The sequence below is a fragment of the Rothia sp. HC945 genome, from assembly GCF_051370785.1.
Classification (GTDB): Bacteria; Actinomycetota; Actinomycetes; order Actinomycetales; family Micrococcaceae; genus Rothia.
This window is the reverse complement of sequence record NZ_JBFCSN010000004.1, coordinates 95,763-119,700: the sequence shown is the minus strand read 5'-3', so window position 1 is coordinate 119,700 and position 23,938 is coordinate 95,763. Positions and strand designations below refer to the sequence as shown.

Sequence of the window (23,938 nt, the reverse complement as noted above, 5' to 3'; positions counted from 1 at the left end):
TTGTGCGGATTTACTCCTCAAAAACGCACGTGGCTGCCACCTCGCGACGGGGAGGCGCACGTGGCTGCCACCTCGGCGCCGGCGGGGAAGGAGAACGAGCGGGAGCGCCCCCGCCTAAGCGTTCATCGCGTTGCGGTACTCGCCCTCGCCGCGGAGGGCCCGCAGATTGTGTTCGATCAAGTCCTCCGAGTCGACCGGTCGGCCGCCCGCAGAGTGCGGGGTGATGATGAGGTTGGGCGCGTCCCACAAGGGGCTGTCCGAGCCCAGCGGTTCTTGGGAGGCGACGTCGATCGCCGCGCCCGCGATCTCGTGGTCCTCGAGGGCCTGGATGAGGGCGTCCTCGTCCACCGTCGAACCACGACCCACGTTGACCACGTAGGCGCGCTCGGGAAGGGTTCTCAGCACCTCCGCATCGAGGGCCTTCTCCGTGGCCTCCACACTGGGCAGGATCATGACCAGGACATCGGTCCTGGCCAGCAGCTCGTCCTTCTCCTCCGTCGCGACGACGTTGTATCCGTCCCTCACGCCCGTCGACCGCGCGATGCCGGAGACATGCGCTCCGAGAGCCGAGTACAGGGGCGCCAGCGTCGACGCGATCGACCCGAATCCCCAGATCGTGACCTGAGCATCGAGCAGTGTGGCGACACGCCCCTCCGGGTGCAGCTTCTGCGGGCCACCCAGCTCGGAGGCCCACCGATGCTCGCGGTGCGCCGTGCCGAGCTCGGGAAGCGAACGCACCAGCGCCAGCGTCAGCGCGAGAGCATGTTCGGCCACCGGCTTGTCATGCAGCCCGATTCCGGAACACACCACGATGTCCTCCGAGAACCCCGCCTTCACAATCGGGTCAGGCCCCGCGAGCAATGCCTGGATGAGGCGCAGACCGGTCAGACGGCGGGCACTGTCGGCAAGCTGTTCAGGCGTATTCGCCCAGACCACCAGCACCTCGGCGTCCACGTGCTCTTCCGGGACGGGAGACGTGGGGTCGTAGACGACCGCGGTGTCGCCGTCGTGCAGCCGCAGTTTGCCCTGATCGATCTCGATCGAGGACGGCAACAGAATCTTCAATGGTTCCTCCTTGGTCCGGGCCTGGTTCCTAGCCTACGAGGATGCACCGACTATTAACTCCCGTGGCTTAACCCACGGCCCCGCGGCACGGTTCGGTGCAGGCGAGCGAGCGACGTCGCAATACCTTTCCGATTGCGCACGAAGGACCCATTGAGACGGAAGATGCCGGCCAGGGGAAGCCCCAGGAGCCGAGCCGGTCTCGCATCGAAGGTTTCGCGAACCAGGACGCCGCCGCCCTCGGTCGGTTCGACCTCCCACGTCCAGGTGTGGCCCGTGGGCATGCGCCAGGCGAAGGCGCGCCCGGGCTCGGCGCGGGTCACGGTGAAGGAGATGCGGTACGGGATCCCGTACAGCCTCATGGACTGGGTAACCCTGTCCCCGACGTCGGCCCGTTCCGGCCCCGCAACCCGGCGTTGCACCGTGCCCGAACCATCCAAGCGAGAATGACGGCTCACGTCCGAGACCAGGTCGTACACGGACTGCGGGTCGGAGGCCTCGAGAACAGTCTCGGCCGAGATGACGTTCCGGGGCACTTCCAGGAACCGAACAAAAGGAATGCACATGAACCCCATTCTTGCAGCCGCCGCGTGTGTCACCATGGGGAGTGCAAGCAATCCATCGTCATGGAGGTTTCCTGTTGATTTCGATCATCGTCAAGTTCAAGGTCAAGCCGGAGTCGGCCGATTCGTTCCCCGAGGTCACCCGCGAATTCACGAAGGCCACACGCGCCGAACCCGGCAACAAGTGGTTCGAGTGGTCGCGAAGCGTTGAGAACCCGAATGAGTACGTGCTCCTCGAAGCGTTCGACGACGACGCCGCCGCGGACCACGTGAACAGCGAGCACTTCGCCAACGGTCTGGAAAGCATGCGCCCGCACCTGGTCGAGACCCCGAAGATCCTCTCCCGCCAGGTCGAGGGAGACGACTGGGATCGCATGGGCGAACTCCAGATCGACCAGTGAGCGACCCCCTGCCCCCTGCAGGCGCGGTCCCCGAAGACTCCAGTCATGCCCACGCCGCGGTGCAACTTGCCGTGTCGACCGTGATCCTTGCGATGAGGCGCGAAGAGAAGGACGAACCGCATTCTCTGTGGTTGCCCCTCGTCAGGCGCCTCCGGGAACCCTTCAAGGGGATGTTCGCCCTCCCGGGCGGACCGCTCTCCCCCGAGCTGTCCCTCGAGATGTCCGCCGCATCGACTCTCGAACGGGCAACGGGCCTCGTTCCCGGGTACCTCGAGCAGTTGTACGCGTTCGGTCGTGTCCACCGGCTCCCCGGACCCGAGGACGAGTACGACGAGGTCGCCCCGCCCAGCGAGCGGGTGGTCTCGGTGGTCTACTGGGCGTCGATTCCGGCGACCGACGTCGCGAACACCCGTGTCCATGAGAATATCCGGTGGATGCGAGCCGATGACCTGCCGCGTTTGGCCTTCGACCACAATGAGATCGTCGACTATGCCCTGTACCGCCTGAAGAACAAGGTCGAGTACTCACGCATCGCGCATTCCTTCCTCGGAGAGGAATTCACCCTGGCCGAATTGCGCGAGGTCTACGAAGCAATCCTTCAGCGGCCGCTGGATCCCGCGAATTTCCGGCGCCAGATCGCGGCGTCGAAATCCATCATCGACACCGGCAAGCGCGTGGAAGGAACCAGGCACCGGCCCCCGCGCCTGTTCCGCTACGACCACACGCAGGCTTTCGCGGACCAAGGTCCCCTGGGCATGTACCGCGCGGCCGCGCACGACGCGGCCATGCGTCACGATGAGAATCCGTAAGAATTCAATTTTCACTCTGCGATAAGGCGTATTCCGTGCCGAGGACGCGCCCTGATTGACTGCGAATGTGATCTAGGTCATGGATCGCGTTATCGATATTCAATGAGGAGTAGTCATGAGCACTCAGGACACCACGTCAGTGGATCTCTCTACCGTCGAAGCCGCCCGCCGCAAAGCGCCCGAGGGACAACGCGTCGCCGTGGTCACGGGATCCGCGCGAGGAATCGGCGAAGGTATCGCGCAGAGGTTGGGCCGGGACGGCCTGCACGTCATCGTGGCCGACCTGCCCTCCATGCAGGAGGGCATCGACTCAACGGTAGAGGCGATCACTTCGGCGGGCGGCACCGCGACGGGCACGACCGTCGATGTCTCGGACGAGGACTCGGTCGCGGCCCTCGTGTCCACGGCGGTCAAAGCGGGAGGGCATTTGGATGTCTTCGTCGCGAACGCCGGGATCGCCCAGGTGCAGGAGTTGCTCGACTACGATTCCGATGACTTCCAGAAGATCGTTGACGTCAACATCAAGGGTGTCTTCAATTCATACCGCCTGGCCGCGCGCCAAATGGTCGACCAGGGACACGGGGGCAAGATCATCGGTGCGGCCTCGATCGTCGCCTTCCGGCCCTTCGCGTTCCTTGGACCGTATTCGCTGACCAAATGGGCAGTCCGCGGACTCACCCAGGCCGCAGCGATGGAATGGTCCGAATACGGAATCACGGTCAACGCGTACGGGCCCGGCATCGTCGGCACGAACATGTGGGACCTGATCGACGAAAAGCTCGCGGCCAAGCACGGTCAGCAGCGGGGTGAGGCCCTGGCCGAGAACGCGCAATCGATCCAGTTGGGCCGCGTGTCCGTTCCGGACGACATCGCCCGCCTCGTCTCATACTTGGCCGGAGAGGACTCCGACTACATCACCGGGCAGACGATGCTCGTGGACGGGGGCATCCAATTCAGTTGAGGACACGAACTATCTGCGGCACGTTCTGAGAATCTCGGAGGACGGCCCCGACCGACCAGTGTCGATCGGGGCCGTCGTCGCGACGTGGGAAGACCGGACCGTGGCCCGTCACCCGTCCCAGGCGATCAGCTCGGTCCGGAAACCATCATTCAGAGGTCCACGGTGTCGCTGGAGCCCGAAGGCCGGTCTCCCGTGAACTTTGACTTGACGATCTGGGCCAGGGAAGCGACCTTGCCGCCGGGCTGCCCCCAGAACTGGGCCGACTCCCCGACGAAACGCATCAGACCCAGATTCGGGTCCTCCTTGCCTCCCTCGAACCAGGCGGCGACGCCGTCGTTCCACAATTCGTCGATCTTCTCCCGGTTCGCATTCTCGAACTCGACATGCCCCGACACCGACAACCAGGATCCAACCTCGGCAAAGGCCAGATTCACCTCGGATGTCTCCATCAGGTCCTCGGCGAGTTCGCCCTGGAGACCGATGAAGAACCAGGCCTCGGCGTCGTCCGTGACCTTCTGCGGGGTCATGGGGTGCGAGTGTAGCCTTCCGTCGTTCTTGGAGACGGACGTCAGCATGACGAAACGCTCGCTGCGCATGATCTCGACGATCTTTTCCTGAGTCAGGTCGGACATTGCGGTTCCTTTCCATCGTGAAATGCGGCGCGTTGGCTCTGGAACCCATTTTTCTCCTCGCCGGCCCCACTGGCCAGAGGCGCGTTCCGCTTATGCTCACGGAGGAACGCGGGCCGGCGTCGTCGGGGGCCGGCCCGGAACCTAGCGACGAAACAGCCGCTGATTCGCGAACTCGGTGATCCCCAGCCTCCCGAGCTCCCGACCGTTGCCGGACCTCTTGACCCCGCCGAAGGGCAGCTCCGCTGCGGTACCGCCGGGCATGTTGATCGATACCATCCCGACCTCGAGGCCCTCACCCACGGCTTCGGCCCTCTCCGGGTCCCCGCCGAACACGGCGCCACCCAGCCCGAACGGCGAGTCGTTGGCCACTTCGATCGCTTCTTCATCGCTGTTGACCGAGTGCACGACGACGACCGGCCCGAACAGCTCCTCGTGGTACGCGTCCGAGGAGGGCTCGACGTCGGTCAGGAGCGTCGGCGCATAGTAGTTGCCGGGGCGGTCCAAGCGCTCTCCGCCCGTGACCAGCGTGGCGCCTTGGGCGACGGCGCGGTCCACGTGTTCGGAGATGGCCTCGACCGCGCCCGAGGAAGACAAGGGTGCCAGCGTGGTCGCCGGGTCCTGGGGGTCTCCCGGCTCGTAGTCGGTCTCCAGGATCCTCTTCGCCGCGGCAACGAAGGGAGCATAGGCCTCTTCCATCACGATGAACCTCTTCGGGGAGTTGCAGGCCTGCCCCATGTTCTCCATCCGCGTCCGAACGGCCAGTTCGGCGATGTCTTCGATGTTCTCTTCGTCGAGCACGATCAGCGGATCGGACCCGCCGAGCTCGAGCACGACCTTCTTGAGCTGTTCCCCGGCAATCGAGGCGACCGACGCTCCGGCGGCTTCGCTTCCCGTCAGGGAAACCCCGGAGACCCTGGGGTCGCGGACGACGTCGCCAATATGCCCCGAATCGATGAGAAGGATCTGGACGACGTCCGAACCCAGGCCCGCTTCCGCGAGAACGTCGGCCAGGGCGTAGGCCGACTCCGGGGTCGAGGACGCCGGTTTGATGAGCAAGGTATTGCCGAGAACAAGATTGGGGGCGATCAGCCGAGCCAGTTGGTACATCGGATAGTTCCAGGGCATGACGCCCAGAACGACGCCGGTGGGCCGGTACTGCACGACGTCGTCCTGATCGGAATCCTCGATAGGCTGCTCCTGGAGCATGTCCGGCCCCTTGGAGCCGTAGTACTCGAAGATCTGCGCGACGATCTCGACCTCGCTGACCGCGTCCGTGTTCCTTTTCCCCATCTCCCGGGTGATGATGCCGGCAAGCTCAGCGGACTTGTCCCGCAAGAGCTCCGCGGCCTTGAGCAATGCACCAGCCCTCTCGGACGGGGTCGACTGCCGATCCGCCCTGTAGCCGTTGTGGAGGGTCTCGAGGGCGAACTCGATCTCGTCGTCCGTGGCACTTTCGTATTCGTGCACGGTCTCGCCAGTAGCGGGGTTGGTCACGGCGTACATACAGCTCCTCGACGTTGCGGCGGGTGTGGTCACGACTCTTCCCGGATTCCGAAGGACTTTCCAGATCCTCCCATCATGAGAGATGACCCGTGGGTCACCGCGAGCCGCCGGAGCACGCCGGAACAGGCCGGAACAACGAAAGGCCCCGCACCACGAGGGTGCGGGGCCCAGATCAGGGTCGGTGTTCCTTAGTTGGGAACGATGAGGCCCTTGGTCTGCGTACGAGCACGGTCGAAACGCTCCTGGGCGTCCGCCCAGTTGGCGATGTTCCAGAATGCCTTGACGTAATCGGGCTTGACGTTCTGGTAATCGAGGTAGAAGGCGTGCTCCCACATGTCGAGCTGCAGGATCGGGGTCTGGCCCAGCGGGACATTGCCGGCCTGCTGATCGTAGAGCTGGAAGAGGTTGAGACGCTCACCAATCGAGTCCCAGGCCAGCACGGCCCAACCGGATCCCTGGATGCCCGTGGCAGTCGCAGTGAACTGCGCCTGGAAGGCGTCGAAGGAACCGAAGAAGTCGTCGATCGCGGCGGCGAGTTCGCCGGTGGGCTTGTCGCCCCCGTCCGGAGACAGGTTGTTCCAGAAGATCGAGTGGTTGGTGTGCCCGCCCAGGTTGAAGGCGAGGTCCTTCTCGAGCTGGTTCACGTAGGCGAGGTCGTTGCTCGAACGTGCCGCTTCCAGCTTCTCCAGAGCGGTGTTCGCACCCTTGACGTAGGTCGCGTGGTGCTTGTCGTGGTGCAACTCCATGATGCGAGCCGAGATGTTGGGCTCGAGAGCTGCGTAGTCATACGGAAGATCCGGAAGTACGTACTGGTCAGCCATAACCAATCCTTTCAGTGATCCAGCTAATAGATCCACTCCCGACTTTAACACCAGGGCGCGGCCGCCTCCCAGGGAAACGTCACATCTTCCGCCGCCAGCGAAGATCCGCTGAACACAGCGACGTCGGGCGCAACCCTCTCCGCACCGACGGAACCCGACCTTGGCCGTGCCCCTCCCCAGAGAGCGGGGGCCGCATACGCACTCGATTGCCGCTTTGGGACGGTTGCCGACGCCGTCGCACCCCTGCCCGGCGCCGTTGGGTGGCGGTTACCCAGTTGAGAGGCGTTTGCCGACCATTTCACGCCACACACGCGGGGCTGTTGGGGGCCCGCTGGGTGGCGGTTACCCGCTTGAGGGGCGTTTACCCCTGTTAGGTGGCGCTTCAAGCCCCACCTAACCGGGGCAAACGCCTCCGAATCCGGCAACCGCCACGCAACTCCAGCAATCTCGCAACTCCACCCGCCATGCAACTCCACCCGCCACGCTCGGCCGCGGCCCGCCCGCCCGACCACAGAGCCAAACCCGCCCACGCAATCCGCGCCCTATTCTCACTCCGCGAGAACCGGACTTCTCAGCCTCCGAGTGGCCTAGTGAGACTGTGTTGTGGAACACATTTAGTTACACTCGAAGAGGAGTCACCGTGAAGGCTATCCGTCTCCACCAATACGGGAAGGACCCTGTGCTCGAAGAGGTCGACGAACCGAGGATCACCGACCCATGGGGCGTGATCGTCGACGTCGAGGCCGCGGGCCTTTGCCGGACCGATCTGCACATCGTCGAGGGCCAGTGGGAGCCGATCCAGCACCCGCGTCTCCCCTACATTCTTGGCCACGAGAACGCGGGGCGCGTCCGCGAGGTGGGAAGCGCCGTGAACAACGTCAGCCCGGGCGACACCGTAATCATGCATCCCCTGACCAGCTGTGGGCTGTGCCCGCCGTGCCGCCTCGGTCAGGACTCACATTGTGAGAATTCGACTTTCCCCGGCGTCAGCGTGGACGGCGGGATGGCCGACCAGTTGCTCACCAACGCCAGGGCGGTCGTGAAACTCGACGACGGATTGGACCCCAAGGACGTGGCGGCGCTGGCCGACGCCGGGTTGACGGCGTATCACGCGGTGAGGAAGGCCGCCGACGAGTTGTTCCCGGGCAGCCACGCCGTCGTGATTGGCGCGGGCGGCCTCGGCCACATCGGCATCCAGACCCTGGCGGCCATCACGAGCGCGGAAATCACCGTGGTGGACCGGAGCGAAGAAGCCCTCGAGCTCGCGCAACAGCTCGGCGCCCACCACACGGTGCGCGCGGGCGACGACGAAGCCGTCGCGTCGCAAGTCCTCGACATCACCGGCGGCGGAGCCCAGATCGTCTTCGACTTCGTCGGCGAACAGGGCGTCGAGCTCTTGGCCCCGCGACTCCTGCGCAATCGCGGTTCTCACTACGTCGTCGGCTACGGCGGCGAATCAAAACTCCCGACGATCGAGATCATCAGCCGGGAAATCAATGTGATCGGAAACCTGGTGGGCACCTACAACGACCTGGTCGAACTCATGACGCTCACCGCCCAGGGGAGGGTCAAGCTGCACACCTCCATCTACCCCCTCGATGCCGCCCTGGATGCCTTTCACGACCTCGACGCCGGCCGCCTGGTCGGTCGAGGGATCCTCGTGCCCTGACCGGAACAAATGATCGATAGGAGCTGAACGATGACGTTCCCAGCAAAATACCCACAACTGAACGAGATGGAGCTGACGGATGACGCACACGACGTGCTCGTCAGGCTGCTCCGCGTGGCCTTCCCCCATCCGGAATTCCCGGACGGCCCGTACGAACGAACCGCCACCAGGATCCTCACCGAGGCCCGGGAATCGACCTGGTTCCGCGTGGCCCTGACCCAGGGCATTCTCACGCTGAGCCAATTGGCCGGCGGCGATTTCAGGAATCTCGACGACGAAGCCGCGACGAGCGTCCTGCACCGCATCGAGGCCACGGCGTTCTTCGGGTTCATCCGTCGCACCACGGTGCTCAACCTCTACGACGACCCCGAGGTCTGGGAGGTCCTCGGCTACGAGGGGCCGAGCTTCGACAAGGGCGGCTACATCAACCGCGGTTTCAACGACCTCGATTGGCTTCCCGAACCCCGGATCGAGCTCTACGACGGTGAGCCGCTGCCGGACATTGCCCCGAACGCGATACTCGCGTCCACCGGAAAGTCGCCGATCGGCGGTCAGCAGACCGACACCAGCAACCAGCCTGGATCCCAGGAAACCGTGATGAGAAAGGTTTCGAAGTGAAAATCGATCAGAATGAAGAAGCCGTTGTCATCGTGGGTTCCGGAGCGGGCGGAGGCACCCTCGCCTACGAGCTGACCAAAAAGGGCATCCCCGTGGTCATGATCGAGGCGGGTCCCTACCTGCGCAACGAGGACTACGTGAACAACGAATGGGAAGCCTTCAACCAGATGGCGTGGCTCGATCCGCGCACCACCAGTGGTTCGTGGCGAATCACCACCGACTTCCCGAACCTTCCGACGTGGATCGTGAAGGCGGTGGGCGGCACCACGACGCACTGGTCGGGCGCGACGCCGCGCTTCAAGGAACACGAGTTCAAGGCCCGGAGCACGTACGGCCGCGTGGAGGGGGCCAACCTTCTCGATTGGCCGATCACCAGGGAAGACCTGGACCCGTACTACGAGCGGGCAGAAATCGCGATGGGATCGACCCACACCCACGGGCGCAAACCATTGCCGGCCAACAACAACTACAAGGTCTTCGCGAACGGGGCCGAGCGCATCGGCTACAAGCATTACGCGACCGGGCCCTACGCGACCAACGCCGAGGAGTACGACGGCCGCCCCGCATCCATCCAGGACGGCTTCAACTTCCAAGGCGACAAGAACAAATCCAAGTGGTCGACCCTGGTCCGCGAAATCCCGCGAGCCGAAGACACCGGGCTGCTGGACCTGCGTTCGGACTGTCAGGTCGTGCAGATCACCCACGACGCTTCCGGTCGAGCGGATTCCGTGCTCTATCTCGACGACGAGGGAAACCTCCACCGGCAGGCCGCGAAGCTCGTGGCGGTCGCGGGCAACTCGATCGAGACCCCACGCCTTCTCCTCATGTCGGCGACACCCATGTTCCCTGATGGGCTCGCGAACTCGTCGGGGCAAGTGGGGCGCAACTACATGCGGCACACCACGGGCTCCGTGTTCTCGCGGTTCGACAAGCCGGTGCGCATGTACAGGGGCGAGACGATGGCGGGCGTGATCGCCGACGAATCCATCCACAACCCGGACCGTGGTTTCGTCGGAGGCTACTATCTCGAAACGATCTCCCTCGGCCCCGCGTTCCTGGCCAGCTTCGCGGATCCGGGAGCCTGGGGCGCCGACTTCGCCGAGATCATGAACGCCTACCTGAATACGGCGGGCCTGTGGGTCATCGGCGAAGACATGCCGCAGGAGTCGAATCGGATCACCTTGAATTCGTCCGTCACGGACAAGAACGGTCTGCCGGTCCCGAACGTCAATTTCGACGATCACGCGAACGACGTCGCCATGCGCGACCACGGGTACCAGCAGGCCGAGAAGCTCTACAACGCGGTCGGTGCCGTCGGTTCCCACCGGGCTCCCCCGTACCCCTCGACGCACAATCTCGGGACCTCCCGTATGAGCGAGCGCCCCGAGGACGGCGTGGTGGACCAGTGGGGACGTACTCACGACATCCCCAACCTGTTCATCAGCGACGGTTCGGTCTTCACGACCGGAGCCGCAGCGAATCCGACGCTGACCATCGTCGCGCTCGCGATTCGACAGGCCGAGTACATCGTCGACCAGCTGAAGACCAACGGCATCTGAAACACCTGAACTTCATCACTACTTGAGGAGAGAGAATGTCCACTACATCCCCGTACGATCAGATCGCAGAAGTGCCCTCGTTCGACATCACGAGCACCGACTTCTCCGATGGTGGAACCCTGCCCGCAGCCCAAGTCAGCGGAATTTTCGGCGCGGGCGGAGAAGACATCAGCCCGCAACTGTCCTGGAGCGGCTTCCCCTCCGAGACGAAGAGCTTCGCCATCACTGTGTACGATCCCACGGCACCGAGCGGCAGCGGTTTCTGGCACTGGGCCGTCACGGATGTGCCTGCTTCGACGACGTCGGTCCCGAGCGGAGCCGGCGGCGAGGACGGCGAAGGCTTGCCCGAAGGAGCCATCCAGTTGCGAAATGATGCGAGCCTCTCCCGCTACCTCGGGGCGGCTCCTCCCGCAGGCCACGGGGTCCACACCTACTACATCGCGGTCCACGCGCTCGACGTCGAAACCCTCGACGTCGGGGCGGACGCCACACCGGCGTTCCTCGGATTCAACATGTCGGGGCACACGATCGCCCGGGCAGTGATAACCGGTGCGTTCGAAGCCAAGTAGGCTCCCTGGGCCCGGCCGTCCGTCCCACCGACCCGTGGCGCGGACGGCCGGGTCACCATCCCCATGTCTTGTCCGGAATGACCGCTATGTACGGAGGCGAGTGAACGTGACCGTCGAGAAGAAGACCGCCAAGAAGTCGTCTGCACCTCGTGATTCGAGCGTTCAGACCATTGAGCGAACCCTCGCTATCCTCGAGTTCGTCTCCGAACGCGGCGGCGCAACGGCACGAGAAGTTTCCGACACGCTCCAGTACCCCCTGCCGACCGTTTACCGTCTGATGCAGGCGCTCGTGCAGGCGGACTATCTCACGCACCTGCAATCGGAGCATCGCTTCGAATTGGGGTTCAAACTCGATCAGCTCGGGGCCTCCCTGCACCGTCAGGTCGGGGTCCCGGCCATGGTCCGCTCGGAAATCCAGATCCTGCACGACTACGCCAAGGCCGCGGCGTATTTCGCGATCTACCGAGGGACCGGCGTGGTGCTCGCCTACGTCGTGGACAGCCCCCGGTATCCACGGCTCCAGCCGTTGCGTTTCGGTTTCCACGAAGCCGCCCACGCAACCGCTTTCGGAAAGATCATGCTGTCCGGCATGTCGAAGGCCCAGCTCGACCAGTATCTCGAGGCCCACGGCACGTCGGACCTGACCCCGACAACCATCACCGACCGAGCCAAGCTGGAGGAACACCTCGCGGAAGTCGGGAACAGGGGCATCGCCTGGGAGAAGGAAGAGTTCATCCCTGGCATGACCTGCGCCGCCATCGGTGTTCGGAACGACGCCGGAATGGTCGTGGGTTCCGTCGCGATCAGCACTCCGTCCCAGGACACGGGCCCCGTCCGGGACAGGGAGCTCGAACGTCGGCTTCGTGACACCGCGAATCGCATCAGCCGCTACTACCGCACGACTCAGGCCCCTATCGCGTAGTCCCGCCGGCGTCCCCGTCCGGGCCGACGGCGCTGCCCCGGCCCTTCCTTCGAGTCCCTTACCTTTCGGCCCCGTACAGATGCTCGGGGCGGCCCGTCGACCCGTAGTGGAGGGTCACCGTGACAGAGCGTGATTCGGCAAGTTTGACCAGGTGTCGTTGCGCGGTCGCTCGGGAAACCCCCACGGCCTCCGCGACCTCGGCGGTCGACATGACCGCATTGGCACCGCGCAGGGTCTCCAAGATCGTGCCCGACGTCGAAGAACCGGGAGAGTGCGTGGCCGGCGTCGCCCCGACCGAATCGGTCAGTGCGCGCAGAGCCCGGTCGAGGCCCGCCTGGTCGAGGCGTTCCCTGTCGAGCAACCGGCAGTACCGTGCGTACCGACGGAGGAATCCCTGGAGCACGGCGGCGTCGAAAGGCTTGAGAATGTAGGTCAGCGCCCCCGCCCGCAACGCAGAACGAACCACCGCGGCATCCGCAACCGCAGAAAGCACGGCGGCATCCGTGTCCGCGGCACGCAGGAGGTCCAGCCCGTTGCCGTCGGGCAGCACGTAGTCGGCCAGGACCAGGTCAACTTCTCCGCCGTCCAGGACTTCCCGGGCCGCACGGACATCCCGGACGGGCTCGAGGGCTTCGAACCCCGCCACCTGGTTGACGTATTCACAGTGCAATTGGCCGACGTACAGGTCGTCGTCGACCACCAGTACTTTCGTCACGATTCACCTTTCTCTTCCAGAACGTGGGGCAGTTCCACCCCGAAACTCGCCCCGCCCAGTCGCGGGTCCTTGCCGTGGATCAGCCACACTCGACCTCCTTGGCGTCGGGCGACCCGGCGACACAAGGCCAGACCGATGCCCAACCCGTGCGCCTCGTCGCCGGAACCATCGCCCGAGCTGACGCCGTCGTCGAAGACGCGCTCACGCTCGCTCTCCGAGGCCAGGCCGTCGCCGGTGTCGCTCACGACGGCGTGCAGAGCCTCTCCGTCGCTCAGCAGATGCATCTCGACCACCCGTGGCGTCACCGAGCCGCGGACGGCGGCACGCACCGCGTTGTCGATCAGATTGCCCAGGATGAGGGTCACGTCCTCGGGCTCCCGGACCCGTCCCAGGACCAGGGAGTCCTCCGAAACGCGCAGCTGGACGCCGCCCTCCGCGCTTGTGGTGCCCTTGGCTTCGGCGAGCGCCCTCAGGTAGGGGTCGGAGATAGCGTCGATCCCCTCGACCGGGGCACCGATCGGGCCTGTCCTGAGAATCTCGCCCAGATAGCGTTCGGCCTCCTGGTCGGCCCCGGTGGCCACGAGACCCATGACCGTGTGGAGCCGGTTCGCGAACTCGTGACGCTGGGCGCGCAAGGCATCGGCCATCGTGGTGACGGACTCGAGCTGACGGGACATGGTCAGGATCTGGGTCTCGTCCCGGAGCGTCACGACGCCCCCGACCGATATGCCGCCGCGCCGCACCCGCACGGCCGTGGCCAGGAGAATCCGGTCGCCGACAGAGACGCGCCGTCTGAGCTCAGGGGCGTTCGGGCCGGCGTCCTCGGTGAGGACCTCCTCGACCATCGTCCGGATCCGTTCGGGGATGTCGATGTCGCCCATCGACCCCTCGTCCTGGCCCAAGAGGATCCGCGCGGTGCTGTTGCTCAGGGTCAATCGCCCGTCCGGCGCGAATCCGAGGACGCCGTCGTCCAGGCCGCGCAGCACGGCCTCCTGGTGCTGGGCCATCTCGACCAGTTCTTCGGGGCCCACGCCCAGGGTCTGGCGCTTGAGTCTCCTGCCGAGGGCCACGGAAACCGCGACGCCGACCGCGAGCGCGGCCGCCGCGAGAGCGCCGATCACCCAGAGCCTCTGGCGCACCTCGGCGCCGACCACGGAGGTGCGGATCCCGACCGAAACCTCACCGACCACGGTCCCGTCTCCGGTCGACGAATACACGGGGACCTTGGCCCGCACCGTTTCCCCGAGGGTGCCCTTCTGGTGGGTGGTCTCCTCGCGACCGGACAGGGCGGCGTCGGGTGACGTGGACACCTTCTTCCCCAGACGCGACTGGTCCGGGTGCGCGATGCGCAATCCGCGGTCGTCCGTGACCACCACGAATTCGACGGAATTCCGGGAGGCCACCTCTTGCGCGAGGGCCTGGACGTCACCGGAACGGGCGGCCTCGGGGTCGATCTCCTTCTCGGAACTGGCCCGGGTCGCGCCTTCCTCGATCACGGATTCGGACGCGAGAGTCCGGGCAATCGACAGCGCCCTGGTCTCGGTGGTGTCCGTGACCGTTCGAGCGCCCAGCCACGCGAAGGTCGCCGCCGCGAGCGCCAGCACCACGATGATGACCAGCAGCTGACTCGTCAGCACTCGGCGGGAGAAGGAGCTGGAGGGTCGCGGCATGCGCTCAGCCTAGACCGCAATCACCGTTGAGCACAATGCACAAAAGGCGCGCAATGAGCAGAACGCGATCTGTGAGCACAACCCTGCGCGCACCCCACGGGAGTCCCTAGGGTGTATTGCGCATCACAATAACCTTCGAAGGAGAAGCCCGTGATCGTCCTTCTCGGATTCGTCATGATTCTGGTCTTCATGGCCTTGATCATGACCAAGAAACTTTCGCCAGTCCTGGCGCTCATCCTGATCCCGACCATTTTCGGCCTCTTTGCGGGCGCAGGCCTGGGCATCGGTGACATGGTCATGGACGCGATCGAGTCCATGTCATCGACGGCCGCGCTGCTGCTGTTCGCCATCATCTACTTCGGCATCATGATCGACGTCGGACTGTTCGACAAGCTCGTCGACCTGATTCTGCGCTTCTGCGGCAACGACCCGGTGCGAGTGGTCTTCGGCACGGCCCTTCTCACGGGCGCGGTGTCACTGGACGGCGACGGCTCGACGACGTTCATCGTGGTCACCGCCGCAATGCTCCCGATCTACCAGCGGCTGCACATGTCGCCCGTGGTCCTGACCTGTACGGCCGGCCTGATCAACGGAACCCTGAACATCGTCCCCTGGGGCGGCCCGACGGCGCGCGCGGCCTCCGCACTGCATTTGGACGCGAACTCGATCTTCGCCCCCATGGTCCCGTCCCTGATCGTGGGCCTCATCGTTGCCCTGAGTTTCGCCTACCTTCTGGGGCGGTCCGAACGGCGTCGCCTGCAGAAGAACGGCGTGGCATGGGTTACCGGCTCCGGTGACGCCGCCGAGAACGGGACCGATGCGGCAACCGAGGGCTCCGGACGGGTCATGGCCAACGTCGCGGCACCGGCCGACGGTGGCTCCCACTCCGCCTCCGGTGGCGACGACGGCTCCGCGGCGAACCCCTCGGCCGGACCGGCCACTCAAGCGCTCGTGGTCAACCAGTTCGAGGACAAGCAGCAGGGTTCCTCCGCGCTGACCGATACGGCCTTGGACCCGAATCGTCCGACCCTTCGGCCGCACCTCTTCTGGTTCAACCTGGCCCTGACGGTTGCGATCATGGTCCTGCTGATCGTGGACATCCTGCCCCTTCCGTACCTGTTCATGATCGGGACGGTCATCGCCCTTCTGGTCAATTTCCGGGGCGTCAAGGAACAGCAGGACGAGCTGGCCTCCCACGCGACCTCGATCATCTCGGTCGTGGCGATGGTCATGGCCGCCGGAGTTCTGACCGGTGTCATGAGTGGGACCGGCATGGTCGACGAGATGGCTTCCTGGCTCGTGGACGTCATCCCTGGTTCCATGGGCCCCTACCTCGCCGTCATCACGGGCGTCCTGTCTGTCCCGATGACGTTCTTCATGAGCAACGACGCCTTCTACTTCGGCATCCTTCCGGTTCTCTCGGAAACCGCGGCCCATTACGGGATTCCGGCCACGGACATGGCCAGGGCATCCATCACCGGGCAGCCCGTGCATCTTCAGTCGCCGCTGGTTCCCGCCATCTTGCTGCTCGTCTCGCTCTCCGGAGTCGAACTCGGCGACCACCACAAGAAGGTTCTGTGGCGAGCGCTCGTGGTCTCATTGGTCATGCTGGCCGTGGGTGTGCTGGTCGGCGTGATCGCCATCGGCTCCTAGCCGGCGGACAGCAAGCGAAAGGAGAAAACACCGCATGTCTGACTTCTATTCGAAACCCGCCCGGCCGATGCCGGAGCCCTCTCTGAGGGTTTCGGCGTCGGCGGGCATCGACCGGGCGGCGAGGACCGTGGTCCTCGGGCACCGTTCGGATGCCAGCCCTCGGGTGATGCACGAGGCGATCGCGGCCGCCGAGAGGGAGAAGGCGGCCCTGCGGGTCGTCGTGTACGCATCGGACAGCACCACGAGCCCCACGGCAAGCCGCATCGAGATCGTCAAGGAGGTCTCCCGCCAGATCATCGATGCGGGGATCGAATTCGAGATCCAGCGCGCCGGCGACGACGTCGCCAACCAGGTCCTGGAGCTCGCGGAAGAACACGATGCCCGGCTGATCGTGCTGGCGACGCGGCGTCGCTCCCCGGTCATGAAACTGTTCCTCGGTTCGAGCGCCCAGCGGGTCATTCTCGAGGCGGATTGCCCCGTGCTCACCGTGAAATAACGTAGGGCCTGATCAACCGCTGTCGCCCAAAGCGTTGGAATCCTTTTTGTGTTAACATTCTTCCCGTACTCACGAGTACATTACCGTACCGAACTGTGGGGCGTTCGGGCGGCCACCCCTGCCGGACCCGTTGGTCCGTTGAGGCTCGCTCGTCTGCTCCGTCAGGACAGGTATTCGCACAGAATGAGCAGAAGAGGACCAATGCACACCACGTCGTCCCCCACTCGGCGCGCGGTGGCCAAGGGTGCCGCCTGGAGCGTGCCCCTGGTTGCCGGAGCTTCCACCGTCCCCGCCTACGCGGTCAGCAATTGCGAGAAGACCGTGGCCACCCACCGGGGCGGGCGCACCACGCAGACAGCCGCTTCAGGAAGCATGTCCAACGGCATCACCGTGACTTCCGCGGCCACGACGGGCGCCACCTCCAAGATGTTCCTGACCACCTCCGGGGAAGCCGGAAACGGAGGCAACAGGGGGCGGTACAACTTCGGTGTCGTCAATCTCGCTCCCCCAGGGGCCACCGCCGGTGCGTACCTGGAGCTGAACCAGCGAACCCTCTTGAAGAGCTACCGGCAGGCCTCCCAGACCGTGACCTTCACGTTCCCCCAGCCGGTCTACTGCGTCGAATTCTGGGTGACCGACATCGATTACGAAAGCGGATACTACGGCGACGTGGTCACGGTTCCAGGGGCCGTCGCGACCCCTTCGACCCCGGCGGACGTGACCTGTTCCGGCCCCACGTGCCGCAGCGCGCACTCGGGGTCCCCGGGTGCCTTCGGAGTGTTCCCGGGGACGGAACTCGGACTGGTGCATTACAAGCTGACCGGCCAAGGGCTGACCAGCTTCTCCTTGACCTACTCGAGCAATTCATCCGGGAACAGTTCGACGAACTACCAACAGGTGTACATCTCCCCGATTTCATACACGACCCGAAAGGATTGCACCTGCACGTGAGCCGTGCGCGGCACTGAGCCGCCCACAGCCCGGTGACAGACCGGTGCACTGCTACAGGCTCCACTTCTCCCGACGATAGGCGGCGTCCCAGAACATCTCCTCGTATCGGGAGGCGTCGAGGAACACTTCGCGCATCCGTGACCGAACCGTATCCGACGCCGATTCGGCGGCCTCATCCACCAGGTCGATGGCCCGCTGCGTGGCCTCCGCGAAGGCCGGGTCGCCGTATTCCTCGATCCAGCGGCCGTAGGGGGGATCCTCCACGGTCTCCGCGCGAAGGGACAGGCGCTGGCCGACGTCGGCGTAGATCCAGAAACAGGGAAGAACCGCAGCCGCACCGACGTCGTAGGGCTCGTACGCGCACGCCGCGAGCAGGGTGTACATGTACCCTCTGGTGGTCGGGGACGGCGCCTCCGGTCTGGGCAAAGCACTCAAACGGCGGTCAGCCATGAGTTGGGCGTGAAGGGCTTTTTCATCCGCGACGGCCGCGCTGGCGCTCCCGGCCCAGAATTCGGCGGCCTCCTGTGACGGTGCTCGCGTGGCCAACATCGCGAGCGCCCGGGAGTAATTGCCCAGGTAGAAGGTGTCCTGCTGGATGTAGTCGACGAAAATTTCTGGGGCGAGAGTCCCCGCGGCGAGTTCCTCCAGGAAAGCCAGACGGTTGACTCGGTCCAGGATCCCGGAGGCATCGTTCCACAGGCGACTCGTGAATTCACCGGTCCGCCACGGGCCGGTCTTGTCTTCGGCGATTTGGTTCATGGCGTGCTCACACTCCGTGGACGTTTCTACCTCAGTACTTGGGACAAGTGGTTGACGGGACCGTGGCCCTGCTCCGGGAATCGCGAGAGGCGCCACTCGGCACCGTCCTTGAGCGCCCTCGTCAGGAAGTTCTTGCCGTCCCTTGTCGCCCCTTCGAGGGCGTCGTCGTCAATGGTCCGGGGTTCGGCGCTCTCCGAGTCCAGCGTCTCCGGCCTGGAATTCCGGGCCGCGAATCCTGCGATGGCGGACGAGAGGGTGCACCCCGTTCCGTGCGTGTTGCGCGTCCGTACTCGCGGCGAGCTCAGTTCGACCAGAACGGGGTTTCCTGCCGGCTCGTTTCTGGACGACGTCGTGCCGGGCTCCCATCCGGGGGCAGTCGCGAGGATGTCCACGGCCTCGCCAGTACGCAGGTGGCCTCCCTTGAGGAGCACGGCGCGGGGGCCGAGCGCGAGCAGCTCCTCGGCCTGTGTCCGCATCTCGTCGACGGACCGCGCGACCCGGTCGGGACGATCCAGAAGCCGGGCGCCTTCCGGCAGGTTAGGCGTGATCAGGTCCGCGAGGGGAAGCAGGTCGCCGCGGAGCGCGGCGTCGGCGTCCTCACTCAAGAGGGGGTCCCCACTGGTTGCGACCATCACGGGATCAAGGACCACGGTGCCGAAGTTCTCGCGCCGCTCGGAGATCAGAGCCGCGACCGTCCGCACCACGTCGGCGGTGCCCAGCATGCCGATCTTGGTTGCGTCCACCGGCAGGTCGTCGATCACGGACTCGATCTGGGTGGCCACCACCTCGCGCGGGACTCCGTGGACATCACGGACTCCGCGCGTGTTCTGGCTTGTCAACGACGTCAGGCACGCGCACCCGTAGACCCCGACGGCCGCAAAGGCCTTCAGATCGGTCTGGATTCCGGCGCCTCCGGAGGGGTCGGAACCTGCAATGGTCATGGCGACGGGTGGCCGCATTACGAGTCACGTCCTCTCATCAGGGTCATGGTTGCAAGACGCCGCATCTCCGCGGCCGCGTGCCGGGGGTCATCCGCGCCGGCGATCGCCGAGACCACACAGAGACCATCGACGGGCACGCCCGCGAGCCGGGTCGCCGTGGAGGGATTGATACCGCCGATGGCCACGCTGGACAAACCGACCGTTCGGGCGAAGGCCGCGCACGCGGTGACGCCATCGGGCCCCAGGGGTGGACCGGCGTCGTTCTTGGTGGGGGTGGACCAAACGGGGCCGATGCCCAGAACATCCGCATACCGTTCGGCCACCGCGGCGCGGGCTTCGTCCGGACTCGACACCGAGAGGCCGACCATCAGCTCCCGCCCGAGGACCCGTCTGGCCTCCTTCGCTGCGGCGTCCGACTGGCCGACGTGCACATTGAGCCCGAGGTCGGCCGCGATATTGAGCCTGTCGTTGACGAACAGATGCGCGGGCCGGCCCGAATCCTGTTCGGCCCTCCCGATGGCCTTCGCGCATTCCTTCGCCAATGTGGAGAATTCGGCGTCCCTCAGTTCCTTGTCACGCACCTGAACCACACCGACGCCGCCCATCACGGCCTCGTACACGACGTGTGGGACGCGATCGACACCCCCACAGAGGGCGGTATCGGTCACAAAGTACAGGGAGAAGTCTGTGGTCGGGGGGATCACGGGGCGTCCTCTACTATCTCGGCCGTGCGGGCGATGCCCTCAGGATGCAACTCGTAAAGAGCGTCGAGCCACCGCACATGGAACGTTCCGGGGCCTTCCGCAGTTCTGCCTGCCAGGGTTCCGGCGGCCCCCAGGTGCGCGTGAGCGGCCACGGCGGCGTCGTGCTCCGACACGCCGGCCGGCCGTGAGGCACCAAGGTAGGCTGCCACCGTTGCCCCGAGGGAACATCCCGTGCCAATGACCAAGGGCATGAACGGGTGACCGCTGGTCACCCACGTGATTCGATCCGCGGAGACGATCGCATCCCGCTCCCCGGAGATGGCGACGACGCCACCCGTGCGCTCTGACAGTGCGCGTCCGGCGTCGAGAGCGGATTCGACGTCGTCGGTCGATTCGACCCCGCGGCCGCCTTGTCCCAACCCCGCGAGGGCCACGATCTCGCTGGCGTTTCCCCTGATCACCGACGGTCGGGCTTCGAGCAGGGTCCGGGAAAGTTCGGTGCGCACGGGGAGAGAGCCCACGGCGACAGGGTCCAGGACCCAGGGCACGCCGTTGGTTCGGGCCGTTTCGACCGCGGCCTTGATGGCCGAGATCTGAGTATCCGAGACCGTTCCGACGTTCACCAGAAGTCCGTTGGCCACTCCGGCGAAAATGCCCGCTTCCTCCGGGTGCTCAACCATGGCGGGAGAGGCGCCCACAGCGAGCAGAACGTTGGCGGTGATCTCCTTGACCACGGCATTGGTCAGGCAGTGCACCAGAGGAGCCGTGTCCCGCACCGCCCGGGCGGGATCGATCACGACCCGATCGGCACCGTTGGCCTCGGCATCCGTGATCGACGCTTCGATGTTCTGCGAACCAGCCATGGTGACCATCCCTTCGCTAGTACTGGCTAGATCAGGTTCAAAGGGTCGTATCTCAGCCCCAGGGCACCCCTTGTCACTGCGAACGCTCACGTGCGCTCGGGTCCAACTCTAGTCCGAGGACCCGAACCTTGGCATGGACGGAGCGAAGGCGCCGACAATCTGTGGACAATCGACGCGCAAGACCGGTTTTCCACACCGCATATCCACAGTGTGGAGAACTTACACGAATGTGACTTCACGTTGTCCACGAACTCGACGGCGAACCGCCACCTCGAGTTGGTCCGCAACCATTGATCCCGCAATATCGGGGGTGTCGTGGGTCAATCTGTCCCCGAAAGAAAGCCGGTCGACGACGCCCGGCCATTCGGAGAGTCGACCAGCGGCCCGCATCCGACCACGCCCGTCCCCACCTGTGGACAACTTTTCGCACAGGTGGTGGAGAATCTGGAAATTCGGAAGCCGCCCTGTGGACACTTGTGGATAATTGTGGACAACCCATGGTCGCGTTGCCCCGCTCGTGACGGGGCGACCGCCGTCGAACCATACACCCCGACGTACGGCCCCTTGTACCGACGCCGTCCTCACAAGGCTCGCGTTGACCAGCGCATTCCCCTGGCGGCCGACGCCCCATCGGCCCGCCCTGGATCCCCATGGACGCGCGGAAAGCGGGACCGGTCGACGTCGCCGGACCACGCCTTGTCCACAGACGTTGTCCCCAGGCGTGGACAACTTACATACGCGTAGTTCGATCCCCCGTCGGGGTCGTGTTTCGAATCGACTTCGGCCCCATGAGCGCGTCGAACCCTTCCACATCCCACAGAACCTAGGACACGTGTTCGACTTGTGCACACCGTTGTACACACCTGTGGATAACTTTCTCCACCGCCTGTGGGGTTCGGCCTGCATTCCGCGCCCTCATCCCCAGGACCACCCGTGAGTCACGGAGTTGGGCCCACCCCGGACCGACGGGTGAGCCAGAGTGCACCAGCAAGTGCCAGGCCCCAGAGCAGGAACACGGGATCCCAGAGAATGGCGTGCCCCCATTGCGCCGGTCGATTCGAAGCCGACGAGCCCGTGGCGATCCCGATCCAGCCGCCGACCGCCCCAAGAGCGCCCCAGCCGATCAGCGCGATGGCGCCAACCCAGGAGACCGCCCGGATCCATCGATGCGGAGGAGGGCGGAGATGGTCGGCCCAGGGGATCAAGGCGGCGGCCGCCTTGCCCACCCCGACAAGACCGAGCATCCACCGGAATCCGGCATCCCCGTCCCGATGCATTCGGACCGCAAATTCCCCGACCGTCCCCAAGAGCAAGGACCCACCGAGCGCCCAGTACAGACTCGCCGCAGCATGGCAGAACCCCAGAACCATCGCCACGGTCAGCAGACGCGGCCCTTCCGATCTCTTCATGGGTCGAGCCTATTGACCCGCCCCGGAACATACCAGGGGCGCACCGAGACCGTATGGAGCTTTCATTCGGCAACCTTCCAGCACTTATCTCGCATCCCATTCAAAACACGACAGCGATTTCCGAATTTCGCGTACCCCTCAAAATTTTGGTTAGACTCGCTGACCGACTCGCACAACATTTGACACCAATCACATTGAGGAACACGTTATGAGTAAGTCATTCACTTTAAGCGCCGCCACTGCCCTGGCGAGCGTGCTCGTTCTCGGCGGTGCCGCGGCAGCCAACGCCCACGGGTACATCGGCAATTCCGAATCGGACGTGACCGCTCGTGCAGCCATGGGTTCGAACACCGACATGGGCGCTGTCCAGTACGAGCCGCAGTCCATCGAGGCGCCGAAGGGGTTCAGCCTGGATTCCTCGACGGGCGGCCCGGAGGACGGCCATCTGGCCTCCGCGGGCACGGATCTCGCCAAGAACCTGGACGAGCAGTCCTCGGACAGGTGGGACAAGAACGAGGTCCAGACCGGCCAGGAGCTCAACCTGGGTTGGGAGTACACGGCCAAGCACCCCACCGCCAAGTGGCACTACTACATCACCAAGAACGGCTGGGATCAGAACTCCCCGCTGACTCGCGATGAGCTGCAGCCGCTCTCCGAGGTCGAGGGCGATGGTTCGCTTCCTACTGACGGGACCGCGGACCAGATGAAATTGCCCGATGACCACAAGGGATATCACGTGATCTACGCCGTGTGGGATATCGAGGATACGTCCAACGCGTTTTACAACACCGTCGATGTGAATATCAACGACTGATATTTTTCGACATTCGGTCGAGTCATTTCCTGCCCGGTGTCGATGAGGACTCCAATCCTCGTCGACACCGGCGGGGCTTACTCGGCGAAGGCGGGCAGGTGAGCCCTCAGATTCCGCACATCGTTCCAGGCACAGTTCGCATTCATCGTCCGTGTTTTGTCGTCCTCACCTACCATCGACGTATGAGCACATTGAGCGACCAATTGGGCAGTCTGCCGTCCTTCCCCAAAAACCTTCCGATCCTCGACCCCGGGACAGTTCCCGAGGACCCGGAGCAGTTGTTCCAGGAGTGGTTCCAGGACGCGATCGCATCGGGAAATCGACAGCCGCATGCGATGACCTTCACGACGATCCAGCACGGGGACACTCCCGTCGGTCGCACCCTCATCGTCAAGGACATCGACGAGCGGGGCTTCCATTTTTCGACGCACCGCACCTCCCGCAAAGGCGAGCAACTCGACAAGAACCCGCGCGCATCCATGGTCTTCTTCTGGCGGGAGTCCGGGCGGCAGGTCCGGGTCACGGGTAACGTGGTCGCCCTCAGCGGCGAGGAATCAGAGCGCGATTGGGAAAAGCGTCCCAGCTACACGGGCGAACCGAATCCGGAGTGGCAGCTCTACTCTCTGGAACCCACGGAATACGAATTCATGCAGGCCCGCGAAGACCGCAACCACACGAGGGTCGAATACGTGCGCGAATCTTCAGGGTGGGAGAACCACCTGGTCACGACCCCGGCCGGCTGACCCGCGCGGCCCCGCGCCCTCAGCTGGGAGTCATGGACCTGGAATTGCGCCATCTACGCGCGTTCGAAGCGCTCGGGACCGACCACAAACCGTCATCGAGTGCGCCGACTACGACGACTGGATCGCGCTCA

At 64.8% G+C, this 23,938-nt stretch carries 25 protein-coding genes and 1 riboswitch; of the genes, 13 read left to right on the top strand and 12 right to left on the bottom strand.

The window, feature by feature from the left end:
- Positions 1–114: 114 nt before the first annotated feature.
- Together AB0Y14_RS11700 and AB0Y14_RS11695 are read right to left on the bottom strand one after the other, a co-directional pair.
- The gene (locus tag AB0Y14_RS11700; protein ID WP_436589440.1) at positions 115–1,065 is read right to left on the bottom strand and encodes a phosphoglycerate dehydrogenase; all 951 of its coding nucleotides are present in this window, start codon (positions 1,063–1,065) and stop codon (positions 115–117) included.
- Between the two features lie 53 nt (positions 1,066–1,118).
- Positions 1,119–1,628 (bottom strand): SRPBCC family protein, encoded by a 510-nt coding sequence (locus AB0Y14_RS11695; protein ID WP_436589438.1) that lies wholly within the window; start codon positions 1,626–1,628, stop codon positions 1,119–1,121.
- Positions 1,629–1,702: 74 nt separating this feature from the next.
- On the opposite strand from AB0Y14_RS11695, the gene AB0Y14_RS11690 reads away from it, so the two are divergent.
- From AB0Y14_RS11690 to AB0Y14_RS11680, 3 genes are all read left to right on the top strand, one after another.
- Positions 1,703–2,026, top strand: coding sequence for a putative quinol monooxygenase (locus AB0Y14_RS11690; RefSeq protein WP_436589437.1), 324 nt, complete (start codon positions 1,703–1,705; stop codon positions 2,024–2,026).
- Between the two features lie 92 nt (positions 2,027–2,118).
- On the top strand, positions 2,119–2,835 hold the full coding sequence (locus tag AB0Y14_RS11685) for an NUDIX hydrolase (RefSeq protein ID WP_436589477.1): 717 nt from the start codon (positions 2,119–2,121) through the stop codon (positions 2,833–2,835).
- A 115-nt stretch (positions 2,836–2,950) separates the two neighbouring features.
- Positions 2,951–3,796, top strand: a complete 846-nt coding sequence (locus tag AB0Y14_RS11680) for an SDR family oxidoreductase (RefSeq protein ID WP_436589436.1) — start codon at positions 2,951–2,953, stop codon at positions 3,794–3,796.
- 149 nt (positions 3,797–3,945) lie between these two features.
- Here the strand turns inward: AB0Y14_RS11680 and AB0Y14_RS11675 are convergent, their stop codons facing one another.
- From AB0Y14_RS11675 to AB0Y14_RS11665, 3 genes are all read right to left on the bottom strand, one after another.
- Entirely contained in the window at positions 3,946–4,428 is a 483-nt protein-coding gene (locus AB0Y14_RS11675) for a pyridoxamine 5'-phosphate oxidase family protein (protein WP_436589435.1), read from the bottom strand.
- A 141-nt stretch (positions 4,429–4,569) separates the two neighbouring features.
- The gene (locus AB0Y14_RS11670; RefSeq protein ID WP_436589434.1) at positions 4,570–5,931 is read right to left on the bottom strand and encodes an aldehyde dehydrogenase family protein; all 1,362 of its coding nucleotides are present in this window, start codon (positions 5,929–5,931) and stop codon (positions 4,570–4,572) included.
- 188 nt (positions 5,932–6,119) lie between these two features.
- Positions 6,120–6,752, bottom strand: a complete 633-nt coding sequence (locus tag AB0Y14_RS11665) for a superoxide dismutase (RefSeq protein WP_129315584.1) — start codon at positions 6,750–6,752, stop codon at positions 6,120–6,122.
- Positions 6,753–7,392: 640 nt separating this feature from the next.
- Here AB0Y14_RS11665 and AB0Y14_RS11660 point away from each other — a divergent pair.
- From AB0Y14_RS11660 to AB0Y14_RS11640, 5 genes are all read left to right on the top strand, one after another.
- Entirely contained in the window at positions 7,393–8,421 is a 1,029-nt protein-coding gene (locus AB0Y14_RS11660; protein ID WP_436589433.1) for an NAD(P)-dependent alcohol dehydrogenase, read from the top strand.
- 30 nt (positions 8,422–8,451) lie between these two features.
- On the top strand, positions 8,452–9,039 hold the full coding sequence (locus tag AB0Y14_RS11655) for a hypothetical protein (protein WP_436589432.1): 588 nt from the start codon (positions 8,452–8,454) through the stop codon (positions 9,037–9,039).
- Positions 9,036–10,598 carry a GMC family oxidoreductase gene (locus AB0Y14_RS11650; protein ID WP_436589431.1) on the top strand — a complete coding sequence of 521 codons (1,563 nt, stop codon included), beginning with the start codon at positions 9,036–9,038 and terminating at the stop codon, positions 10,596–10,598. Before AB0Y14_RS11655 ends, AB0Y14_RS11650 begins: the two co-directional genes overlap by 4 nt.
- A gap of 35 nt (positions 10,599–10,633) precedes the next feature.
- The gene (locus AB0Y14_RS11645; protein ID WP_436589430.1) at positions 10,634–11,167 is read left to right on the top strand and encodes a YbhB/YbcL family Raf kinase inhibitor-like protein; all 534 of its coding nucleotides are present in this window, start codon (positions 10,634–10,636) and stop codon (positions 11,165–11,167) included.
- Between the two features lie 106 nt (positions 11,168–11,273).
- Entirely contained in the window at positions 11,274–12,089 is an 816-nt protein-coding gene (locus AB0Y14_RS11640; RefSeq protein ID WP_436589429.1) for an IclR family transcriptional regulator, read from the top strand.
- A 58-nt stretch (positions 12,090–12,147) separates the two neighbouring features.
- On the opposite strand, the gene AB0Y14_RS11635 is transcribed toward AB0Y14_RS11640, so the two are convergent.
- Positions 12,148–12,804, bottom strand: a complete 657-nt coding sequence (locus AB0Y14_RS11635; RefSeq protein ID WP_436589428.1) for a response regulator — start codon at positions 12,802–12,804, stop codon at positions 12,148–12,150.
- The gene (locus AB0Y14_RS11630; RefSeq protein WP_436589427.1) at positions 12,801–14,474 is read right to left on the bottom strand and encodes an ATP-binding protein; all 1,674 of its coding nucleotides are present in this window, start codon (positions 14,472–14,474) and stop codon (positions 12,801–12,803) included. Before AB0Y14_RS11630 ends, AB0Y14_RS11635 begins: the two co-directional genes overlap by 4 nt.
- A gap of 150 nt (positions 14,475–14,624) precedes the next feature.
- Between AB0Y14_RS11630 and AB0Y14_RS11625 the strand changes: the two genes are divergently transcribed.
- The 3 genes from AB0Y14_RS11625 (at position 14,625) to AB0Y14_RS11615 (ending at position 17,574) form a co-directional block, all read left to right on the top strand.
- Positions 14,625–16,127: a CitMHS family transporter gene (locus tag AB0Y14_RS11625; protein ID WP_436589426.1), complete on the top strand. Its 1,503-nt coding sequence runs from the start codon at positions 14,625–14,627 to the stop codon at positions 16,125–16,127.
- Between the two features lie 34 nt (positions 16,128–16,161).
- Positions 16,162–16,623 (top strand): universal stress protein, encoded by a 462-nt coding sequence (locus tag AB0Y14_RS11620; RefSeq protein ID WP_436589425.1) that lies wholly within the window; start codon positions 16,162–16,164, stop codon positions 16,621–16,623.
- Between the two features lie 201 nt (positions 16,624–16,824).
- Positions 16,825–17,574 carry a hypothetical protein gene (locus tag AB0Y14_RS11615; RefSeq protein WP_436589424.1) on the top strand — a complete coding sequence of 250 codons (750 nt, stop codon included), beginning with the start codon at positions 16,825–16,827 and terminating at the stop codon, positions 17,572–17,574.
- A gap of 51 nt (positions 17,575–17,625) precedes the next feature.
- Here the strand turns inward: AB0Y14_RS11615 and AB0Y14_RS11610 are convergent, their stop codons facing one another.
- The 5 genes from AB0Y14_RS11610 to AB0Y14_RS11590 all read right to left on the bottom strand — a co-directional run bounded on the left by AB0Y14_RS11610 (position 17,626) and on the right by AB0Y14_RS11590 (position 22,250).
- Positions 17,626–18,333: a TenA family protein gene (locus tag AB0Y14_RS11610; RefSeq protein WP_436589423.1), complete on the bottom strand. Its 708-nt coding sequence runs from the start codon at positions 18,331–18,333 to the stop codon at positions 17,626–17,628.
- A gap of 26 nt (positions 18,334–18,359) precedes the next feature.
- Positions 18,360–19,274, bottom strand: a complete 915-nt coding sequence (thiD, locus tag AB0Y14_RS11605; RefSeq protein ID WP_436589422.1) for a bifunctional hydroxymethylpyrimidine kinase/phosphomethylpyrimidine kinase — start codon at positions 19,272–19,274, stop codon at positions 18,360–18,362.
- Positions 19,275–19,291: 17 nt separating this feature from the next.
- Positions 19,292–19,978 carry a thiamine phosphate synthase gene (thiE, locus tag AB0Y14_RS11600; protein WP_436589421.1) on the bottom strand — a complete coding sequence of 229 codons (687 nt, stop codon included), beginning with the start codon at positions 19,976–19,978 and terminating at the stop codon, positions 19,292–19,294.
- Positions 19,975–20,841: a hydroxyethylthiazole kinase gene (gene thiM / locus AB0Y14_RS11595; RefSeq protein WP_436589420.1), complete on the bottom strand. Its 867-nt coding sequence runs from the start codon at positions 20,839–20,841 to the stop codon at positions 19,975–19,977. Before thiM ends, thiE begins: the two co-directional genes overlap by 4 nt.
- Positions 20,832–20,922, bottom strand: a riboswitch (TPP riboswitch). Its footprint overlaps the gene before it by 10 nt.
- A gap of 857 nt (positions 20,923–21,779) precedes the next feature.
- Positions 21,780–22,250 (bottom strand): DUF3995 domain-containing protein, encoded by a 471-nt coding sequence (locus AB0Y14_RS11590; protein WP_436589419.1) that lies wholly within the window; start codon positions 22,248–22,250, stop codon positions 21,780–21,782.
- A 208-nt stretch (positions 22,251–22,458) separates the two neighbouring features.
- On the opposite strand from AB0Y14_RS11590, the gene AB0Y14_RS11585 reads away from it, so the two are divergent.
- Positions 22,459–23,064 carry a lytic polysaccharide monooxygenase gene (locus tag AB0Y14_RS11585; protein ID WP_436589418.1) on the top strand — a complete coding sequence of 202 codons (606 nt, stop codon included), beginning with the start codon at positions 22,459–22,461 and terminating at the stop codon, positions 23,062–23,064.
- 182 nt (positions 23,065–23,246) lie between these two features.
- A complete protein-coding gene (locus tag AB0Y14_RS11580) occupies positions 23,247–23,807 on the top strand; it encodes a pyridoxine/pyridoxamine 5'-phosphate oxidase (protein WP_436589417.1) in 561 nt (186 codons plus the stop codon).
- The last annotated feature ends 131 nt before the right edge of the window (positions 23,808–23,938 follow it).

Bases quoted from the DNA above. Each gene is read 5' to 3' on its own strand.
- AB0Y14_RS11695 (WP_436589438.1), bottom strand. From the start codon at position 1,628: ATGTGCATTCCTTTTGTTCGGTTCCTGGAAGTGCCCCGGAACGTCATC.
- AB0Y14_RS11685 (WP_436589477.1), top strand. From the start codon at position 2,119: ATGAGGCGCGAAGAGAAGGACGAACCGCATTCTCTGTGGTTGCCCCTC.
- AB0Y14_RS11680 (WP_436589436.1), top strand. From the start codon at position 2,951: ATGAGCACTCAGGACACCACGTCAGTGGATCTCTCTACCGTCGAAGCC.
- AB0Y14_RS11675 (WP_436589435.1), bottom strand. From the start codon at position 4,428: ATGTCCGACCTGACTCAGGAAAAGATCGTCGAGATCATGCGCAGCGAG.
- AB0Y14_RS11670 (WP_436589434.1), bottom strand. From the start codon at position 5,931: ATGTACGCCGTGACCAACCCCGCTACTGGCGAGACCGTGCACGAATAC.
- AB0Y14_RS11665 (WP_129315584.1), bottom strand. From the start codon at position 6,752: ATGGCTGACCAGTACGTACTTCCGGATCTTCCGTATGACTACGCAGCT.
- AB0Y14_RS11655 (WP_436589432.1), top strand. From the start codon at position 8,452: ATGACGTTCCCAGCAAAATACCCACAACTGAACGAGATGGAGCTGACG.
- AB0Y14_RS11645 (WP_436589430.1), top strand. From the start codon at position 10,634: ATGTCCACTACATCCCCGTACGATCAGATCGCAGAAGTGCCCTCGTTC.
- AB0Y14_RS11630 (WP_436589427.1), bottom strand. From the start codon at position 14,474: ATGCCGCGACCCTCCAGCTCCTTCTCCCGCCGAGTGCTGACGAGTCAG.
- AB0Y14_RS11620 (WP_436589425.1), top strand. From the start codon at position 16,162: ATGTCTGACTTCTATTCGAAACCCGCCCGGCCGATGCCGGAGCCCTCT.
- AB0Y14_RS11615 (WP_436589424.1), top strand. From the start codon at position 16,825: ATGCACACCACGTCGTCCCCCACTCGGCGCGCGGTGGCCAAGGGTGCC.
- AB0Y14_RS11610 (WP_436589423.1), bottom strand. From the start codon at position 18,333: ATGAACCAAATCGCCGAAGACAAGACCGGCCCGTGGCGGACCGGTGAA.
- thiD (WP_436589422.1), bottom strand. From the start codon at position 19,274: ATGACCATTGCAGGTTCCGACCCCTCCGGAGGCGCCGGAATCCAGACC.
- thiM (WP_436589420.1), bottom strand. From the start codon at position 20,841: ATGGCTGGTTCGCAGAACATCGAAGCGTCGATCACGGATGCCGAGGCC.
- AB0Y14_RS11590 (WP_436589419.1), bottom strand. From the start codon at position 22,250: ATGAAGAGATCGGAAGGGCCGCGTCTGCTGACCGTGGCGATGGTTCTG.
- AB0Y14_RS11585 (WP_436589418.1), top strand. From the start codon at position 22,459: ATGAGTAAGTCATTCACTTTAAGCGCCGCCACTGCCCTGGCGAGCGTG.
- AB0Y14_RS11580 (WP_436589417.1), top strand. From the start codon at position 23,247: ATGAGCACATTGAGCGACCAATTGGGCAGTCTGCCGTCCTTCCCCAAA.